The following is a 20,585-nucleotide window of genomic DNA, read 5'->3' on the forward strand; positions in this document are numbered from 1 at the left end:
CAGCGCACCGCCGGGGTTCTCTGCTTCCGGCGGCCCGTTTCCACCGGCAGTCGACGGCCGGGCCCGGCACCGCTCTGTCCACACTGGAGTCATGCACACCACCGTCCGGGGCCCACCCCGTCCACATACCGCAGGAGGAAGTGCAATGCCATCGATCGACTACGCGCAAGCGGTTGTCGGAGCCGGTCCAGCCCGTGACGACCGCCGGGCGAGCACGGTCCTCGACGGCGGGCCGCTCACCGGGCCGGTCGTCGGCGTGTCGCAGGCGTTCGCGCAGCGGGTCGCCGCCGACCCGGACCGCCCGGCCCTGGTCGCCGGGGTGACCCGCCTCAGCTACGCGGAGTTGGACGCGGCCGTCGCGCTGCGCGCCGACCTGCTGCGCGCCGAGGGCGCCGGACCCGGACGGTTGGTGACCGTCTGCCGGACCCGCAGCGTGGAGGCGATCGTCTCGGTGCTGGCCGTGCTGCGTACCGGAGCGGCGTACCTGCCCCTGGACCCGGCCGCACCGGCCGCCCGCAACGAGGCGATCCTCGCCGACGCCTGCGCCGGGGCACCCCCCGCCCTCGCCCAGGTGATCGCCCAGGGCGAGATGGTGCTCAACGGCGCGGCCGTGCCGGCCGGTACGGCGTACGTCATCTACACCTCCGGTTCGACCGGCACCCCCAACGGTGTCCTCGTCGGACAGGCCGCCCTGGCACACTTCGTCGCCGGAGCGACCCGCCGGTACGACATCACCGCCGACGACCGGGTACTTCAGTTCGCCCCGCTGCACTTCGACGCCAGCGTCGAGGAGATCTTCCTGACCCTCACCGCCGGCGGCACCCTCGTGCTGCGCGACGACGACATGCTCGACGTGCCGGCGCTGCTGTCCGGCTGTGTCCGCCACGGGATCACCGTGCTGGACCTGCCGACGGCGTACTGGCACGAGCTGGCGTACGCGCTCGCCACCGGGGTCGCCGAACTGCCGCCGACCCTGCGGACCGTGATCATCGGTGGTGAGGCGGCGCTGCCCGAGCGGGTGGCCCGCTGGCGGCAGGCCGTCGGCGACCGGGTACGACTGCTCAACACGTACGGGCCGACCGAGGCGACCGTGGTCGCGACGGTGGCCGACCTGTCCGGGCACGACGACGCCGACGAGGTACCGATCGGGCTGCCCCTGCCAGGGGTACGCGCTGCCGTCGTCGACGGGGAACTGTGGCTGCTCGGCGGCGCGCTCGGCGACGGCTACCTGGGCCGCCCGGAGCTGACCGCCCGCCGGTTCACCACCCTCGGCGGGCAGCCCGCCTACCGCACCGGTGACCGGGTCCGGGTCCGGGACGACGGTCAACTGGACTACCTGGGCCGGCTGGACGACGAAGTCAAGATCAACGGGCACCGGATCGATCCTGCGGCCGTCGAGTCGGTCCTGCTCGGCCTCGACGGGGTACGCGAATGCGCCGTCGTCGCCCAGGACCTCGGCAACGGCATGAAGCGCCTGGTGGCGTACGTGGCCGGCACGGTCAGCGCGGACGAGGTCCGCAGCTATCTCGCGCAGCGGCTGCCCGCCGCGGCGGTGCCCGGCGTGGTCCGGCTCGTGGGCGCCCTGCCCCGCAGCAGCACCGGCAAGATCGACCGGGGCACGCTGCGGGCCACCCCGGCGTCCGGGCCGGGTGGCCCCACCGCCGCCGAGCCGTACGCCGGATCGGGATCGGCCGAGTACCGGCCCGAGCCCGGCGAGGAACTCATCCCGGTGTCCTACTCCCAACACCGGCTGTGGTTCCTCCACGCCATGGAGGGCCCGTCGGCGACGTACAACATGCCGCTGGTGATCGAACTGGACGGGGTACCGGACCAGCAGGCGCTGGCCGCTGCGCTGACCGACCTGGCGACCCGGCACGAGGTGCTGCGCACCGTGTACCCCTCGGTCGACGGCAAACCCGTCCAGCGGATCCTCGACGACCCCGGCCCTCCGCTGGTCGTGCAGGACTGCCATGGCGAGGACGTCGACACCCGGGTGGCCGAGTTCATCGACGGTACCTTCGACATCTCGACGCAGCCGCCGCTGCGTTCCCTGCTGCTCGTCGACACGCCGCAGCGCTCGGTGCTGGTGGTGCTGGTGCACCACATCGCCACCGACGGCTGGTCACTGGCCCCGATGCTGCGCGACCTGGAGATCGCCTACCGGGCCCGCCTGGCCGGAACGGAACCAGACTTCGAGCCGCTGCCCGTCCAGTACGCCGACTACGCCCTCTGGCAGCGGGAACTGCTCGGCGACGCCGACCAGCCGGAGAGCCTGATGGCCCGGCACCTGGCCTGGTGGCGGGAAACCCTCGCCGATCTGCCGGCCGTGCTCGACCTGCCACTGGACCGGCCCCGCCCGGTCGAATTCGGCCACCGGGGCGCCTCGCTGTGCACGGTCCTCGACGCCGACACCCACCAGCGACTGCGCAGCCTCGGCGACGCCCACCAGGCCAGCGCGTTCATGCTGTTCCACGCCGCGCTCGCGGCCACCCTCACCCGGCTCGGCGTCGGCCCCGACGTGCCGGTCGGTACCCCCGTCGCCGGACGTGGCGACGAGGCGCTGCACGACCTCATCGGTTTCTTCGTCAACACCGCCGTGCTGCGCACCGACCTCTCCGACGACCCCAGCTTCGCCGACCTGGTCCTCCAGGTACGCGACAACAATCTCGCCGCGTACGCGCACGCCGAGGTCCCGTTCGACCTGCTGGTGGAGCGGCTCAACCCGGCCCGGTCGCTGGCGTACCATCCGTTCTTCCAGGTGATGCTGAGCGTCAGCACGTCCACCCCGGACCAGCTGCGGGTCTTCGACCTCGACGGCCGGATCGCCCCGGCCGGCCTCGACACCGCCAAGTTCGACCTCAGCTTCTCCTGCATCGCCACCGCCGACGACGCCGAGGTCGAAATCTGGCTCCAGTACGACGTGGACCTGTTCGACGCCGACACCGCCGCCCTGATGCTGGAGACGTACCTGCGGCTGCTGCGGGCCGCCGCCACCGACCCGAGCACCCCGGTCAGCGCCCTCGACGTGCTCACCGCCGCCGAGCAGGCGGGCCTGGATGAGCGGCGCCGCGCCGCCCGTACCCGCCCGGTCGCGGTCCCCGCATTCGTCGGCGGGCACGACGGCTCTCCCCGTACCGCGGTGCTGTGTGACCTGTTCGCCGAGGTGCTGAGCCTGCCCACGGTGGCCCCGGGCGACGACTTCTTCGCCCTCGGTGGACACTCCATGCTCGCGATCCGGCTGGTCAACCGGATCCGGTCGGTACTCGATGTCGAGGTCGGTATCCGCGACATCTTCCTCGCCCCCTCCCCCGCCACGCTGGGTCACCGGATCGGGGAGCTGACCGTTCGGGACCGGCCCGTGCTGGTGGCTGCGGCACCGACGGAGCGGGTGCCGTTGTCGTACGCGCAGCACCGGCTGTGGTTCATCAACGAGCTCAACGGCCCCAGCGCCATCTACAACATCCCCATCGCGATCCAACTCGACAACGACCTCGACGCGGAGGTCCTGGCTGCCGCCCTGGCCGACGTCATCCACCGCCAGGAGGCGCTGCGTACCGTCTTCCGCAGCATCGACGGCGAGCCTTACCAGGTCGTCCTCGACAACCCCGCTTCAGGGCTGACCGTCCTCGACCTCACCGCCGATGAGGTACCCGCAGCCGTCGGAGCCGCCGTCGGACATGTCTTCGACCTCAGTGCCGACCCGATGCTGAAAACCTGGCTGCTGCGCCCCGCCGACGCCGCCCAGGTGATGGTCGTGGTCCTGCATCACATCGCCGGGGACGGCTCCTCCATGGCCCCGCTGCTGCGTGACATCACCACCGCCTACCAGGCCCGCCTAGCAGGCCACGCACCCGACTGGACCCCACTACCGGTCACCTACACCGACTACACCCTCTGGCAACGCGACCTCCTCGGCGACGCCGACGACCCCGACAGCCTGCTGAACCGGCAGTTGACCTTCTGGCGGGACACGTTGACCGGGGCCCCCCAGGTCATCGACCTGCCCGCCGACCGGCCCCGACCGGCCCAGGCGAGCCACCGTGGGGGTGCGGTGCCGTTCCGGCTCGACGCGGACGTGCACCGGGCGGTGCTGCGACTCGTCCATGACAGTGGAACGACCATCTTCATGGTGTTGCAGGCCGCGTTCGCCGCCCTGCTGTCCCGGATGGGTTCCGGCACCGACATCCCCATCGGCACGGTCGTCGCCGGCCGCACCGACGAAGCCCTCGACAACCTCGTCGGCTTCTTCGTCAACACCCTCGTCCTCCGCACCAACGTCGCCGGCAACCCCACCTTCACCGAGTTGCTCACCCGCGTCCGCGACACCGACCTCGCCGCCTACGACAACCAGGACCTCCCCTTCGAACGCCTCGTCGAAGAACTCAACCCCACCCGCACCACCGCACACCACCCGCTGTTCCAGATCATGCTGATGGTCGGCAACACCGCCCAGCCCGATCCCGAAGGTTCGCCCTTCGCCGGTGCGGAGATCCCCTTCGACATCGGCACCGTCAAGTTCGACCTGACCCTGTCCCTCCGCGAACGGGTGGACACCAGCGGTGCCCCCGCCGGACTGAACGGCGCCCTCGAATACGCCACCGACCTGTTCGACGAGCACACCGCCGCGATGCTGGCCGACCGGTTCGCCCGGCTACTGACCGCCGCCGTGGCCGACCCGCGCCGGCGCGTCAGCGAGTTCGACCTGCTCAGCGCCGAGGAGCGTCACCAGATCCTCGTCGCCTACAACGACACCACCGTCGCGCCCACCCGGGGCTGTGTCCACGAAGCCTTCCAGGAACAGGCCCGAACCACCCCCGACCACACCGCCATCACCTTCGGCGAACAACAACTCACCTACGCCGAAGTGAACCGACGCGCCAACAGGCTGGCCCACCGACTCGTCGCGGCCGGCGTCACGCCCCAGTCCACCGTCGGCGTTCTCATGCACCGCGGCGCCGACCTCATCATCGCCAGCCTCGCCGTACTCAAATGCGGAGCCGCATACGTACCGGTCGGCACCACCCTGCCACCGGCCCGGGTCCGCACCATCATGACCGACGCGAACGCCCCCGTACTCCTGGTCGACACCCACGCCACCACCAACCCCGCACTAGCCGAAGAACACACACACGGCACCATCATCGTCTCCTTCGACGACCCGACCGATGACCAGGCCGGCAGTCGCGATGACGACCTGAACCTGCCGTTGGACGACCGGTCCCTGATGTACGTCATGTTCACCTCCGGCTCCACCGGCCGCCCCAAGGGCGTCGGCGTCACCCACCACAACGTCCGCGAACTCGTCAACGACCGCTGCTGGAACACCGACCACCACCGGCGCATGCTGGTCCACTCCAACTACGGCTTCGACTCCTCCACCTACGAGATCTGGGTGCCGCTGCTGCTCGGCGGCGAACTCGTCATCGCACCCGGGGAAGGCGCCGACCTGGCGGAGATCGCCCGCACCATCACCCGGTACGACGTCACCGCCGCCTACTTCACCATGGGCCTGTTCCACATCATGGCCGACGAGGGGCTGGACACCCTGGCCCGGCTGAAGGAGGTCTGGACCGGCGGTGACGTGGCCTCCCCCGCCGCCGTCGCGCGGGTGCTGGAGCACTGCCCGGACACGGTGCTGGTACACAGCTACGGCCCGACCGAGGTCACCTTCGCCTCCCACCAGCAGCGGTTCGACACCGACCGGGGCGAGTTCGGCGGGGTGCACCTGGGCCGGCCGCTGGACAACAACCGCACGTACGTGCTCGACGAGCGGCTGCGCCCGGTGCCCCTGGGTGGCACCGGCGAGCTGTACCTGGCCGGCGAGCAGGTGGCCCGCGGCTACCTCGGCCGACCGGGGCTGACCGCCGAACGTTTCGTCGCCGACCCGTTCGACCCCGACGGCGGCCGGATGTACCGCACCGGTGACCTCGTCGCCTGGAACGGCCGGGGCGAGCTGCGCTTCATCGGCCGCGCCGACGGGCAGGTCAAACTCCGCGGCTTCCGCATCGAACTCGCCGAGATCGAGGCCACCATCACCGCGGACCCGGCCATCGGTCAGGTCGCCGTGGTCGTCCGCGAGGACCGGCCCGGCGACAAACGGCTGGTCGCGTACGTCGTGCCGGCCCACGGGGCAGCTCCACGTCAGAACGTCGACTGGGAGGCGGACGTACGGCAACGCACCGCGCGTACCCTGCCCGACTACATGGTGCCCTCGGCGGTGGTGGTACTCGATCAGCTACCGGTCACCGTCAACGGCAAGCTCGACCGCCGCGCCCTGCCCGCCCCCCAGCAGCAGCAGCGCGTCGGACGCGCCCCCCGCACCCCGAACGAACAGCTCATGTGCGACCTGTTCGCCGAGGTCCTCGGAGTTCCCACGGTCGGCATCGACGACGGCTTCTTCGAACTCGGCGGACACTCCCTGCTCGCCACCAAGCTGGTCAACCGGATCCGGGCGGTCTTCACAGCGGAGATCGGGGTCCGTGACGTCTTCCAGACGCCGACCCCGCTGGGACTTCTCGACCGGATCCGTGAGCTGGCCGGTACGCCCGTGCGGCCTGCGCTGGTGGCGACCGTACCGGATGGCCCGGTGCCGTTGTCCTACGCGCAGCGCCGACTCTGGTTCCTCGGTGAACTCGACGGCCCGAGCGCGATCTACAACATCCCGGTCGCCATCCGGCTGGACCAGGCGATCGACCCGGACGTCCTGGCGGCGGCCCTCGCCGACGTCGTCGCGCGGCAGGAGGTGCTGCGCACCGTCTACCAGGTCACCGACGGCGAGCCCCACCAGGTCGTCCTCGACGGGGTGCGCCCCGAGGTGACCGTGCGGGACCTGACCCCCGACGAGCTGCCGGCGGCGGTGGATGCGGCGGCCGGGCACGTCTTCGACCTGGCCACGCAGATCCCCGTACGGGTCTGGCTGCTGCGCCCGGCCGGTGCGCCCCAGGTGTTGGTGGTGGTCCTGCACCACATCGCCGGCGACGGCATGTCGATGACGCCGCTGCTGCGGGACCTGTCGACGGCGTACGCGGCGCGGGCCGTGGGACAGCAACCGCAGTGGGCACCGCTGCCGGTGCGGTACGTCGACTACACCCTCTGGCAGCGGGAGTTGCTCGGCTCGGCCGACGACCCGGACAGCCTGCTGGCCCGGCAGCTCGACTTCTGGCGGCACACCCTGGCCGGCGCACCGCAGGTGCTGGAGTTGCCCGCCGACCGGCCCCGCCCGGCGCAGGCCAGTCACCAGGGCGACGGCGTGCCCTTCACCCTGGACGCGGCCACCCACACCACGCTGCGGCAGGTGGCCCGGGCCGCCGGCACGTCGATGTTCATGGTGCTCCAGGCCGCCTTCGCGGTGCTGCTGTCCCGGATGGGCTCCGGCACCGACATCCCGATCGGGACGGTGGTCGCCGGTCGTGACGACGAAGCCCTCGACGACCTCGTCGGCTTCTTCGTCAACACGCTGGTGCTGCGCACCGACGTCTCCGGTGATCCCACCTTCACCGAGCTGTTGGCCCGGGTCCGGGAGACCGACCTGGCCGCATACGAGCACCAGGACGTCCCCTTCGAGCGTCTCGTCGAGGAACTCAACCCCGCCCGCACCACCGCACACCACCCGCTGTTCCAGGTGATGCTGCTGGTCCGGGACGCCGTCGGGGCCGATGCCAGCGGATCCCCGTTCGCCGGCACCGAGGTCGGCTTCGAGGTGGGCACGGTCAAGTTCGACCTGACCCTCTCCGTCGGCGAACGGCAGGATCCCACCGGCGTTCCCGAGGGGATGGACGGCATCCTGGAGTACGCCTCGGACCTCTTCGACGAGGCTACGGTCCGCAACCTCTGCGCGACCTTCACCCGGCTGCTCGGCGCACTCGCCACCGAACCCGACACCCCGGTCGGTCGGCACGAACTGCTCACCGCCGAACAGCGCCACGAACTGCTGAGCGCCTTCAACGACACCGGCGCACCCGGACCGGACCTACGGGTCGACGAGGTGTTCGCCCGCCAGGTCACCGCCGGCCCGGACCGGGTCGCGCTGGTCGACGGCGACATCCGGATGACGTACGCCGAACTCGACACGGCCGCCGACCGGCTCGCCCGACACCTGGTGGCGCTCGGCGTACGGCGCGGGGACATCGTGGGTGTGCTGCTGGAGCGTGGCCTGCCGATGGCCGTCGCCATCCTCGCCGCGCTGCGCGCCGGGGCCGCGTACGCCCTGCTCGACCCGGAGTTTCCGGACGCCCGGCTGACCACCCTGGCCGATGACGCCGCGCCGGCCGCGCTGGTCACCGCGAACGACCTGGTCGGTCGGCTCGGCACCACGCGTCCCGGAGTCACCGTGCTGGTCGACGAGGTGGGCGCCGTCCCCGGTGGGCCACCGGCGGATGTGCCCGCCCTGCCCGCCGGCGACCCCGGCGACCCGGCCTGCATCATGTTCACCTCCGGCTCCACCGGAGCGCCCAAGGGGGCGCTCGCGTCCCACCGGGCCATCGTCGGGACCCTCACCGGGCAGGACTTCGTCGACTTCGGACCGGATCAGGTGTGGTTGCAGAGCGCGCCGGTTTCCTGGGACGCGTTCGTGCTGGACTTCTGGGGCCCGCTGCTTAACGGCGCCAGCTGCGTGCTGCACCCCGGCCAGCGGCCGGAGCCGGCCCGGATCGCCGAACTGGTCGCCCGCCACGGGATCACCACCATGTGGCTGTCTGCCGGGCTCTTCAACGTCATGCTCGACGAGTACCCCGACACGCTCGCCGCCGTCGGGCAGGTGATGACCGGTGGTGAAGCACCCTCGGTGGAGCACCTGGCCCGGGCCCGCCGCCTGCTGCCCCGGCAGCGCCTGGTCCACGGTTACGGGCCGGTGGAGAGCATGATCTTCACCAACTGCCACCAGATCGAGACGCCGCCTGACCATGCGCCGGTCCCGGTCGGTGCGCCACTGGTCAACCGCCGCTGCTACATCCTCGACGACGAGCTACGGCCGGTCCCGGTCGGCGTCACCGGCGAGCTCTATGTCGCCGGTACCGGGCTCGCCGACGGGTACCTGCGCCGGACCGCGCTGACCGCCGAACGCTTCGTCGCCGACCCGTTCGACCCGGCCGGTGCCCGCATGTACCGCACCGGCGACCTGGCCCGCTGGACCCGCGACGGTGCGGTGGAGATCGTCGGACGGGCCGACGACCAGGTCAAGATCCGGGGATTCCGGATCGAGCCCGGTGAGATCGCGGCGGTGCTCGCCCGGCAGCCCGGCGTCGGCGGGGTGGCCGTGGTCGTCCGTGAGGACCGGCCCGGCGACAAGCGACTCGTGGCATACCTGACGCCCGCTGCGGAGGAGTCGGAGCTGAACGTGGCCGAGCTGCGCCGCGCCGCGGCCGAGACACTCCCCGCCCATCTGGTGCCGGCCGCCTTCGTGGTGCTGGAGCGGCTGCCACTGACCGCCAACGGCAAACTCGACCGCCGCGCCCTGCCCGCTCCCGAGCAGGACCGGGGTACCGGACGAGCTCCCCGTACCCCGAACGAGCACCTCATGTGCGACCTGTTCGCCGAGGCCCTGGGCGTCCCGGCGGTCGGCGTCGACAACGACTTCTTCGAACTCGGCGGACACTCACTACTCGCCACCAAACTGGTGAACCGGATCCGGGTGGTCTTCCGCACCGAGATCGGGGTCCGGGACGTGTTCCAGGCCCCGACCCCGGCCGGACTGCTGCACCGCATTCGGGAGTTGGCCGGCACGCCCGTACGACCCGCGTTGGTGGCGACCGAGTCGACCGGTCCGGTGCCGTTGTCGTACGCCCAGCACCGACTCTGGTTCATCAACGAACTCAACGGCCCCAGCGCCATCTACAACATCCCCGTCGCACTCCAACTGGACCACGACCTCGACCCGGACGCCCTAGCCGCCGCCCTCACCGACGTCATCCACCGCCAGGACACACTCCGCACCGTCTTCCGCACCATCGACGGCGAACCCCACCAGATCATCCTCGACAACCCCGGACCCGCACTCACCGTCCAGGACCTCACCCCCGACGAACTACCCGCAGCCATCGAAACCGCCACCGGACACATCTTCGACCTCAGCACCGACCCGATGCTGAAAACCTGGCTCCTCCGACCCACCAACACCCCCCAGGTACTCGTCGTCGTCCTACACCACATCGCCGGCGACGGCTCCTCCATGGCACCCCTACTCCGCGACCTCACCACCGCCTACCAAGCCCGAACCACCGGCCACACACCCAACTGGACCCCACTACCAGTCACCTACACCGACTACACCCTCTGGCAACGCGACCTCCTCGGCGACACCAACGACCCCGACAGCCTGCTCGCCAGACAACTCGACTACTGGCGCACTACCCTCGCCGACGCGCCGCAGGTGCTGGACCTCCCGGCCGACCGGCCGCGACCGGCCCGTGCCACCCACCGTGGCGACGCCGTCCGGTTCACCCTGGACGCGGCTGGCCATGCCGCGCTGCTGCGGATGGCCCGCACCACCGGCACGTCGATGTTCATGGTGTTGCAGGCCGCGTTCGCCGCGCTGCTGTCCCGCATGGGCTCCGGCACCGACATCCCCATCGGCACCGTCGTCGCCGGACGCAACGACGAAGCCCTCGACAACCTCGTCGGCTTCTTCGTCAACACCCTCGTCCTACGCACCGACCTCACCGGCAACCCCACCTTCACCGAACTACTCACCCGCGTCCGCGACACCGACCTCGCCGCCTACGACAACCAGGACCTCCCCTTCGAACGCCTCGTCGAAGAACTCAACCCCACCCGCACCACCGCACACCACCCGCTGTTCCAGATCATGCTGATGGTCAACAACACCACCCCGGCCGACACCGAGGGCTCACCCTTCGCCGGCGGCGACGTCCCGTTGGCCATCGGCACGGTCAAGTTCGATCTGACCCTGTCCGTGGGTGAGCTGACCGACCCCACCGGCGCGCCCGCCGGACTCGACGGCACCCTCGAATACGCCACCGACCTGTTCGACGAGCACACCGCCGCGCTCCTCGCCGAACGGCTCACCCGGCTACTGCGCTCGGCCGTGGCCAACCCACAACAGCGCGTCGGCGAGTTGGACCTGCTCAGCGCCGAGGAACACCACCAGCTCCTCACCGCCTACAACGACACCGCCGTCCCAGCCACCCGAGGCTGCGTCCACGAAGCCTTCCAGGAACAGGCCCGACGCACCCCCGACCACATCGCCATCACCCACGGCGAACGCCAGCTCACCTACGCCGAGGTCAACCGACGCGCCAACACACTGGCCCACCGACTCATCAACGCCGGCGTCACGCCCCAGTCCACCGTCGGCGTCCTGATGCACCGCGGCGCCGACCTCATCATCGCCAGCCTCGCCGTACTCAAATGCGGAGCCGCATACGTACCGGTCGGCACCACCCTGCCACCAGCCCGCGTCCGCACCATCATGACCGACGCAGATGCCCCGATCCTGCTGGTCGACACCCACGCCACCACCAATCCGGCACTAGCCGAAGAACACACACACGGCACCGTCATCGTCCCCTTCGACAACCCGACCGACGATCAGGCCGGCAGTCGCGATGACGACCCGGATCTGCCGTTGGATGACCGGTCCCTCATGTACGTCATGTTCACCTCCGGCTCCACCGGCCGCCCCAAAGGCGTCGGCGTCACCCACCACAACGTCCGCGAACTCGCCGCCGACCGATGCTGGAACACCGACCACCACCGCCGCATGCTGGTCCACTCGAACTACGGCTTCGACTCCTCGACCTACGAAATCTGGGTACCACTACTCCTCGGCGGCGAACTCGTCATCGCCCAAGGAGAAGGCGCCGACCTGGCCGAACTGGCCCGCACCATCACCCGACACCACATCACCGCCGCCTACTTCACCATGGGCCTGTTCCACATCATGGCCGACGAGGGACTCGACACCCTCGCCCAACTCAAGGAAGTCTGGACCGGCGGCGACACGGCCTCACCGGCCGCCATGCAACGAGTCCTCGACCACTGCCCCGACACCGTCGTGGTCCACAGCTACGGCCCCACCGAAGTCACCTTCGCCTCACACCACCAACGCTTCGACACCGACCGCACCGAATTCCCCGGCATCCACCTCGGTCTGCCCCTCGACAACAACCGCACCTACGTCCTCGACCAACACCTCAACCCCGTACCCCCCGGCGCCACCGGCGAGCTCTACCTCGCCGGCGACCAGGTCGCCCGCGGCTACCTCAACCGACCAGCACTCACCGCCGAACGCTTCATCGCCGACCCACACGACCCCGACGGCGGACGCATGTACCGCACCGGCGACCTCGTCGCCTGGACCAGCCAGGGACAACTCCGCTTCATCGGCCGAGCCGACGACCAGGTCAAAATCCGAGGCTTCCGCATCGAACCGGCCGAGATCGAAGCCACCATCGGCGCGGACCCCACCATCGGACAAGTCACCGTCATCGTCCGCGAGGACCGACCCGGCGACAAACGACTCGTCGCCTACGTCGTCCCCACCCGGGAGGCATCCCCACGCGACTGGGAGACGGCCGTACGCCAGCTCGCCGCCCGCACACTGCCCGACTACATGGTCCCGAACGCCGTCGTCGTACTCGACCAACTCCCCGTCACCCCCAACGGCAAACTCGACCGCCGCGCCCTACCCGCCCCCCAACAGGGGCAACGCACCGGACGAGCCCCCCGCACCCCGAACGAGCACCTCATGTGCAACCTGTTCGCCGAGGCCCTCGACGTCCCGGCGGTCGGCGTCGACGACAACTTCTTCGAACTCGGCGGACACTCACTACTGGCCACCAAACTGGTCAGCCGGATCCGCGACACCATGGGCCTCGACATCCGGGTCCGTGACCTGTTCGACAATCCGACCGTCGCCGGGCTGCTCGACGGGACGCGGGGCGCGGAAACCTCCGACGTCCTGGTACCGCTGCAACCCTCCGGAGGACGCCGCCCGCTGTTCTGTGTCCACCCCGGTGCCGGCCTGAGCTGGTCGTACGCCGGCCTCGCCCGGCACCTCGGCCCGGACCAGCCGATCTACGGCCTGCAGACCCGGGCGCTGAGCCTGCCCGGCTACCGGGCCACCGGAGTACCCGAGTTGGCCGCCGAGTACCTGGAGGAGATCCGGCGGGTGCAACCGCACGGCCCGTACCGGCTGCTCGGCTGGTCCTTCGGCGGGGTCGTCGCACACGCGATGGCCACCCTGCTGCAACAGGCCGGCGAGCAGGTCGAACTGCTGGCCATGATGGACGCCTACCCGGTGTCCGTCGAGGAAGCGGCCCAGCCGCGCGACGAACGCGAGACCATGCTGATGCTGGTCGGCGACGACGGCGGACCCGGCGACCTGCCGGACGGGTTCTTCGACCGGTACGACCCGGCGGCGGTGGTCGAGGTGCTGCGCCGCCGCGACCCGGTACTCGCCAGCTTCACCACCGACGAGGTCCACGCACTGGTCCTCGCCGCCGTCAACCACTCCGAGATCATGGCCGCGCACCGGCCCGGGGTCTTCGCCGGCGACCTCCTGTTCTTCTCCGCCAGCCGCGCCGGTGTCGACGGTGGCCTGTCGCCGAAGCTATGGGAGGGGCATCTGCACGGCACCATTGAATGGCACGACATAGCCACCACCCACCTCCGTATGACCGAGTCGAAGCCACTCGCGGAAATTGGTGGGAAACTCGCTGCGAAACTCGCCGAAATGGCATGAGGCAAGTCCGGAAACCTTCGAGAAGGGAAAATGACATGGCGAATCCGTTTGACGACGAGAACGGCACGTTCCTGGTTCTGGTGAACGCGGAGGGCCAGCACAGCCTCTGGCCCGTCTTCGCCGCCGTGCCGGGCGGCTGGCAGACCGCCTTCGGGCCGGCCGGCCGGGCGGAGTGCCTGGCGTACGTCGAGACCTCCTGGACCGACATCCGGCCGCGGAGCCTGGTCGAACAGTACGCGTAAGGAAGCATCACCCAGATCATCTGCCAGCGGCCCCTCCTCGCGATGCGACGGAGGGGCCGCTGCTGTGTGCCCGGCATTCGGTCACTGCCGGTCTGACTGCCCACCGTTCTGCCCGTCCAACTACCGTCCGGCACCGCCGGCCGCTCCTATATTCGACGTGTACGAAATAGAACCACCGAATACGTCGACCGCGAGCCGAGACGACGTTCCGCGCTGCAGTACCGGGTCGGATTCACACAACACCGGCACGTGTGCTGTCGGCGCTGCCGACCGTCGTAACCAGGTACGACCAATGACCCCGGGAGGCGAGATGCACCAGGCAGAGCAAACGGTGGCGGTGAGGAAAGCCGCTCCCTATCCCGGTCTCCTCGGCGAGCATCTGACCGCCGAGAGGACCAAGGCCGCCATGGCGGTACAGCAGGAGGCGTTGTACGCGGCGCGGGAGTTCCTGCGTGGCCAGGGCTTCACCGAGCTGCTGCCCCCGCTGATCGGGCCGGTCACCGACCCGGGTGCCCGGGGCGCCAAGGCCCTCGACGTCGACTTCTACGGTCACACGTACAAGATCATGACGAGCGCGATCCTCTACAAGCAGGCGTCGCTGCGCGGTTTTCCGAAGCTGTTCTACATCGCTCCGAACATCCGGGTCGAACCGCCGGAGACGGTGGACACCGGCCGGCACCTGGTGGAGTTCCACCAGATCGACGTGGAGATCGCCGGGGGGACCCGTCAGGACGCGATGGACACCGCGGCCGGGCTGCTGACCCACGTCGTCGCGCACGTGCTCGACACGGTGCCGGACGTCCTGCGGGAGCTGGGCCGCGACCCCCTCGACTTCGCCGAACTGTTGACCGGGAAGTTCGACAGCTGCACCCACACCGAGGCCGTCCAGCGGCTGCGCGACCAGGGCCACCCGCAGAGCCCGGATGCCGAGATCAACTGGGCGGGTGAGGAGATCCTGTCCCGGGAGGCCGACCGGCCGTTCTTCATCACCGACTACCCCAAGGGGTCGCGGGGCTTCTACGACCGGGAGAACCCTCAGGACCCGGGAGTGCTGCGCAACTTCGACCTGATCGCCCACGGCGGTTACGGGGAACTGGTCAGCGGCAGCGAGCGCGAGGCGGACTACGCCACCCTGGTGACCCGGATGCGGGAGAGCGGCGAGAACCCGGCCAAGTACGACTGGTACCTGCGGTTGATGCGCGAGGGCCTGCCGGCCAGCGCCGGGTTCGGCATGGGGTTGCAGCGACTGGTCCGGTTCCTCACCGGCCTGGACGCACTCTGGCAGGTCAGCGCCTACCCGAAGCTGCCCGGGGTGGTGTCCCCGTGAGCGCGAGGAGTGCAGCGCAGCGGAGCCCCGCAGTCGCGAACGAAAGATCGGCCGTGAGCGCCGTGAGCGGGGTGAGTGCGCCAGGGCTGCCCGAGGCGCTGATCCGCCAGCGGGCCCGCGATGGTGTCGCCACGGTGTTCCCGCCCGTCGACACGTACGGCCGGCAGCTGCACGGCGCCGGCGACGTGGAACTGCCCGGCCCCGCCGAGGTCGCCGACGACCTGGACCTGGCCCGCCTGGTGCCGCCGGTGTTCATGCCGCGGCGGCTGGAGAAGCTGATCGATCTGGGCCGGGAGCCGCTGCACGACGACGTGGACCTGGCTACCGTCATCGGCGGCTTCCACTCGCCGCTACCGGTGTACGTATCCGCGTTCGGCTCGACCCGGGTCGCCTCGGGTGACGCGGGGATCGCCGCCAGTCGGCAGGCCGGCCGGCTCGGCATCCCGATGGTGATCGGCGAGAACATGGTGCCGGTCGGCGGGTACCGGCGGGCCGAGGCGTCGCAGTCGCCGATCCTGGCCCGGCTGCGCGCCTACGCGCAGGAGTGTCCGCCCGGCGTCGGTGGTGTGGTCGTGCAGCAGAGCACGGAGGACGCCGACTCCGAGGTGTGGAACCTCGTGTACAGCGACACGTCCGTACGTGAGCTGCGGGACTCGGGTCGGTTGGGCTTCGAGCTGAAGACCGGCCAGGGCGCGAAGCCGGGACTGGGCGGGATGACTGCGGTGGACGCCGACGAGGCCGCCCGCCTGGCCGGTCAGTTCGCCGTCCGGGATGTCCTCGGCTCGGACCGGTGGTTGCGCTGCGCCACCCCCGGAACCTTCACCGAGGAGATCCTGCGCCAACAGGTGCGGTTCATGCGCAACAACTTCCCCCGGGCCCGGGTGTGGGTGAAGTTCCACCCCGGGCGTGACGTCGCGCTGGCCGCGACCACCGCCTGGCAGGCCGGTAGTGACGCGGTGACCGTCGACGGCGCGCAGGGCGGCACGGGGTGGGCGCCCCGGGTGTTCCTCGACCAGGTCGGACTGCCGCTGGGCGAGTGCCTGCGCCGCATCGGCCGCCCCGAGGGCTGTCTGCTGGCCACCGGCCGGATTTGGGAGGGCGGCCGGGCGGTACGCGCGCTGGCGATGGGCGCCACCGCCGTCGGTCTGGGTCGGGCTGCGCTGCTCGCGGTCGACGAGGACCCCGAGCACGGCCTCACCCGCCTGGTCGAGGCCCTGGCGTTGGAGGCCCGGCTGTTGGTCAGTGCGGTCGGCAAGTACCGCGCCGACGCGCTGACACACGAAGATCTGTGGTGGCCGCAGGCCACCCCGACGACCGCGTCGCCGGCGCGTACCGCACCGATCGGCAGCCCCGCATGACCGCGCTGCTGGACGTCGGATGCCACCTGCCGGCACGCAGCGTGGACATCGGTGACATCTGCGTCGACGCCGATCCGAAGCGGATGTGGACCTACCGGCGCCTGTTCGGGCTGAAGAAGGTGCTCCGCGATCCCGGGCAGGACCTGCGACCGCTGCTGGTCGCGGCGGCCGATTCGCTGACGGAGTTGCGCGGCAACGAGCACCGGGTCCGCTACGTGGTGCTGGGCCGGACCATCGTGCCGGCGGTCCGGGCCGGGGAAACGCTGCTGGAGGATGTCTGCGTCACGTTGGGCCTGCCGAACGCGGTCGCGTTCACCCTCACCCAGCACGCCTGTGCCGCGGGTCTGCTCGCCGTGGATCTCGCCGGACGGCTGCTCGCCGCAGACGGCGATCCGGACGCCCTGGCCCTGGTGCTCACCGGCGAGAAGGCCTTCGCCCCGATCCTGGAGACCATCCCGGAGAGCACCGTGATGGGGGAAGCCACCGCCGCCTGCCTGGTCACCGCGAACGGTGAACGGGACCGGCTGCTCGGCGTGGCCACCCGCACCCTGGGCCAGTTCGCCGAGTCGGTCCCACCGCAGCCCCTGCACCCGGACTTCGTCAAGGACCACAACGAGGTGCTGGCCGAGGTGATCCGCCAGGCGTGCCGCAACGCCGGGGTTGACGTCGACGACCTGGCACTGCTGCTGCCCCACAACGTCAACATGTTGTCCTGGTCGTGGACCTGCCGCCTGCTGGACGTGCCGCTGGAGCGGGTCTACCTGGACAACATCGCGGTCACCGGGCACTGCTTCGGTGCCGATCCGTTCATCAACTACGTCCATGCCCGCGCGGCCGACCGGCTGCGCCCGGGCGATCTGTACCTGATGGCCGCCGTCGGGCTCGGCGCGACGTTCACCGCCGCCGTACTGCGGCACTGACCCGACGAATCCGCCGGCAGAAAGGGAAGAACAGCCGATGTCACCTCCGGATCCGACATTCCTAGAGGGTGTCAAGAGTGCCTGTACCGGAGCCACCAGCACCCCGTTCGTCCTGCTGGGCAACTTCGAGGTCGAGGACGAGTGGGCCCGCGACGAGGTGGGGCTGCCGGTCTTCGGCGGTCGGGCGTCCACGGCGATCGTCAACCGGATGGACGAGTTCGCCGTGCTGCTGGCCGGTCCCGGCGACCACGTCGTGTTGAAGTCCGCCCCCGACCCCGACTACCTGGACTACCTGAAAGGGCTGGGCGTCGACCTTCCCGGGATCCTGCTCACCGACGAGCACGACCCGGCGGCCACGGTCAGTGAGGACGCGCTGCGCTCGCCCCGTTTGCTGGCGGCGCTGCGGTCGTTGGCCGCGCAAGGGGCCTATCTGCTGCCGCACGGCATGTCGCTGCTGGAGCAGCAGCTGTGCGAGCTGACCGGGCTCGCCCCGGCGCTGCCGGCGGTGTCGGTGGTCAAGGCGGTCAACAGCAAGATCTACAGCCGCCGGGTCGCGACCGAACTCGGACTGCCCCAGGCCGTGGGCTGGGAGTGCGAGACCGTGGACGAGTTCGTCGCCGCGGCCGGCGAGGCTGCTCGCGCCGTCGCCGCCGGGCGCCGGGTCGGCGTCAAGGACGCCTACGGGGTCTCCGGCAAGGGCATCATGGTCGTCGACGACACCCGCCGGATGGACCAGCTCGTACGGATGGTCACCCGACGCGCCGAACGCACCGGCGACCAGCGCGTCGCCCTGGTCATCGAGGAGTGGGCGGACAAGGCGCTGGACCTGAACTACCACTTCACCGTCGCCCGCGACGGCTCGGTCCGGTTCGACTTCGTCAAAGAGGCGCTGACCGAAAATGGCGTCCACAAAGGACATCGGTTCCCCGCCCGGCTCTCCGCCGAGCACGCCGCGCAGCTCGTCATCACCAGTGAACGGCTCGGCGCGCGGCTGGCCACCGACGGCTTCCACGGCGTGGTGGGGGTCGACGCCATCACCACCACCGACGGCGGCCTGCTGCCGGTGCTGGAAATCAACGCCCGGAACAACATGTCGACGTACCAGACCGGGCTGCAGGAGCGCTTCATGGGCCCGGACAGCGTCGCCCTGGCCCGCCAGTACGACCTGCGGCTGACCGGGCCGGTCACCTTCGCGGACCTCCGCGACTCCCTCGGTGACCTGCTGTTCGACCGTGACCGGGGAACCGGTCTCGTGGTGAACAACTTCGCCACGGTCAACGCCGCGACACCGGAACCCGGCGACCTGCGCCCGTATGTGGGACGCCTGTACGGGCTGCTGCTGGCCCGTACCCAACAGGAGCTGACCGACCTCGACAACGGTGTTGTCGCGGCTGTACAGAAGGAGACCGTCCATGTCTGAGCCGGCCGCCCTGGGCGGTGTGCCCGTCACCGAACTGGTGGAACGGTTCGGCACACCCCTGTACGTCTACGACGGCGCGACGATCACCGACCGGTACCGGGAGCTGCGCGAGCGGCTGCACCCGGCGGTGCGGATGTTCTACTCGCTGAAGGCCAACCCCAACATCAGCGTCTGCGCGCTGCTGCACTCGCTGGGCGCCAGCGCCGAGGTCTCGTCCCTGACCGAACTGGTCACCGCGGAGCGGGCCGGCGTCCCCGCCGAGGACATCATGTTCCTCGGCCCCGGCAAGAGCCGCAACGAGATCACCGCGTGCCTGAAGGGTGAGGTCACCCTCATCTGCGAGTCGCTCGGCGAACTCGCCCTCATCGACGAGCTGGCCGAGGAGCTGGGCACCACCGCCCGGGTGGTGCTGCGGGTCAACCCGAGCTTCGCGGTCAAGGGCAGCGGCCTGACCATGGGCGGCAAGCCCCGCCAGTTCGGCATCGACGAGGCGGCTCTGCTGGCGGAGTCGGACCTCGCCGGCCGGCATCCTTCGGTGCGGCTGTGCGGCTTCCAGGCGTACATGGGCACCCGGTTCCTCGCCGAGGAGATGATCGTCGAGAACACCGGGCGGATCCTCGATCTGGCCGAACGACTCGGGCAGCAGCTCAAGGTGGACCTGGGGGTCGTCGACGTCGGCGGCGGGCTGGGCGTGGCGTACTTCGCCGGCGAGCGGGACCTTGACGTCGCCGCGCTGACCGACCAGCTCAACCCCGTCTTCGCCGCGTTCCACGAACGCCACCCGCAGACCGTGCTGGTGATGGAGCTCGGCCGTTACCTCGTCGGGCACAGCGGCACCTACGCCGTGCAGGTGCGGTACGTCAAGGAGTCGATGGGCGAACGGTTCGCGGTCGCCGACGGCGGCACGAACCACCACATGGCCGCGGTCGGTATCGGCTCGTTCGTCAAGCGCAACTTCCCGATGCGGCTGCTCAACCGGGACAGCACCGCCGAACCGGTGAAGTGGAACGTCACCGGCCCGCTGTGCACCCCCAACGACACCATCGGCAAGGCCGTCGACCTGCCCGGCGACGTCCGCCCCGGTGACGTGATCGGGGTCGAGCGCTCCGGTGCGTACGGCCCGACCGCCTCGCCGGTGCACTTCCTCAGCCACGGCTACCCGGCCGAGGTGCTGATCCACCAGGGCGAGCCTCGGCTCATCCGCACCCGCGACGACGTGGAGAGCATGCTCGCCGCGCAGATCCTGCACGACTTCCGCTGACCGCACCTGCTCGACTCCGCACCACCAGCACCTATCCCGCACCAGCCGCGTCAACTCCCCAATCTCACGCCCGAAAGGCAGGCCCTGCGATGAACGCCACCACCGTCGAGACCGACAACGAGCAGATCGTCACCGTCATCGTCACCGCTCTCGAGGAAGTGCTGCGCCAGGAACTCACCGACGTCACCGTCGAGACCCGACTCTTCGACGATCTGAACCTGGACTCCACCAGCGTCCTCGCCCTGCTGATGACCCTGGAGGACGCCCTGGACACGCAGGTCGACCCGGAGAGCCTGGAACAGGCTCACCTGGAGTCGGTGGGATCGCTGGCCGCCTTCCTCGCCGAAAGCCGCTGATC

At 70.3% G+C, this 20,585-nt stretch carries 8 protein-coding genes; all 8 read left to right on the forward strand.

From position 1 onward, the window contains the following. Positions 1 to 145 precede the first annotated feature (145 nt). The 8 genes from AB0M35_RS14960 to AB0M35_RS14995 all read left to right on the forward strand — a co-directional run bounded on the left by AB0M35_RS14960 (position 146) and on the right by AB0M35_RS14995 (position 20,583). Complete coding sequence (locus tag AB0M35_RS14960; protein WP_363745515.1) at positions 146 to 13,699, forward strand: amino acid adenylation domain-containing protein; 13,554 nt, start codon at positions 146 to 148, stop codon at positions 13,697 to 13,699. 35 nt (positions 13,700 to 13,734) lie between these two features. Then, the gene (locus AB0M35_RS14965) at positions 13,735 to 13,941 is read left to right on the forward strand and encodes an MbtH family protein (RefSeq protein WP_363745517.1); all 207 of its coding nucleotides are present in this window, start codon (positions 13,735 to 13,737) and stop codon (positions 13,939 to 13,941) included. Between the two features lie 310 nt (positions 13,942 to 14,251). After that, positions 14,252 to 15,268, forward strand: coding sequence for an asparagine synthetase A (locus tag AB0M35_RS14970; RefSeq protein WP_363745519.1), 1,017 nt, complete (start codon positions 14,252 to 14,254; stop codon positions 15,266 to 15,268). 53 nt (positions 15,269 to 15,321) lie between these two features. After that, positions 15,322 to 16,626, forward strand: coding sequence for a glutamate synthase-related protein (locus AB0M35_RS14975; protein WP_363745521.1), 1,305 nt, complete (start codon positions 15,322 to 15,324; stop codon positions 16,624 to 16,626). Then, positions 16,623 to 17,546, forward strand: a complete 924-nt coding sequence (locus AB0M35_RS14980) for a 3-oxoacyl-[acyl-carrier-protein] synthase III C-terminal domain-containing protein (RefSeq protein ID WP_363745523.1) — start codon at positions 16,623 to 16,625, stop codon at positions 17,544 to 17,546. The genes AB0M35_RS14975 and AB0M35_RS14980 overlap by 4 nt, the downstream gene beginning before the upstream one ends. Positions 17,547 to 17,583: 37 nt before the next feature. Further along, entirely contained in the window at positions 17,584 to 18,966 is a 1,383-nt protein-coding gene (locus AB0M35_RS14985; protein WP_363745525.1) for an ATP-grasp domain-containing protein, read from the forward strand. After that, complete coding sequence (locus tag AB0M35_RS14990) at positions 18,959 to 20,227, forward strand: alanine racemase (protein ID WP_363745527.1); 1,269 nt, start codon at positions 18,959 to 18,961, stop codon at positions 20,225 to 20,227. Before AB0M35_RS14985 ends, AB0M35_RS14990 begins: the two co-directional genes overlap by 8 nt. A gap of 89 nt (positions 20,228 to 20,316) precedes the next feature. Continuing rightward, on the forward strand, positions 20,317 to 20,583 hold the full coding sequence (locus AB0M35_RS14995; protein ID WP_363745529.1) for an acyl carrier protein: 267 nt from the start codon (positions 20,317 to 20,319) through the stop codon (positions 20,581 to 20,583). The last annotated feature ends 2 nt before the right edge of the window (positions 20,584 to 20,585 follow it).

It is taken from the genome of Micromonospora sp. NPDC051196 (assembly GCF_040682415.1).
Taxonomy (GTDB): Bacteria; Actinomycetota; Actinomycetes; order Mycobacteriales; family Micromonosporaceae; genus Micromonospora.

What these genes read in the sequence shown, in the direction of transcription:
- AB0M35_RS14960 (WP_363745515.1), top strand. Translation starts at nt 146, where the DNA reads ATGCCATCGATCGACTACGCGCAAGCGGTTGTCGGAGCCGGTCCAGCC.
- AB0M35_RS14965 (WP_363745517.1), top strand. Translation starts at nt 13,735, where the DNA reads ATGGCGAATCCGTTTGACGACGAGAACGGCACGTTCCTGGTTCTGGTG.
- AB0M35_RS14970 (WP_363745519.1), top strand. Translation starts at nt 14,252, where the DNA reads ATGCACCAGGCAGAGCAAACGGTGGCGGTGAGGAAAGCCGCTCCCTAT.
- AB0M35_RS14980 (WP_363745523.1), top strand. Translation starts at nt 16,623, where the DNA reads ATGACCGCGCTGCTGGACGTCGGATGCCACCTGCCGGCACGCAGCGTG.
- AB0M35_RS14985 (WP_363745525.1), top strand. Translation starts at nt 17,584, where the DNA reads ATGTCACCTCCGGATCCGACATTCCTAGAGGGTGTCAAGAGTGCCTGT.
- AB0M35_RS14990 (WP_363745527.1), top strand. Translation starts at nt 18,959, where the DNA reads ATGTCTGAGCCGGCCGCCCTGGGCGGTGTGCCCGTCACCGAACTGGTG.
- AB0M35_RS14995 (WP_363745529.1), top strand. Translation starts at nt 20,317, where the DNA reads ATGAACGCCACCACCGTCGAGACCGACAACGAGCAGATCGTCACCGTC.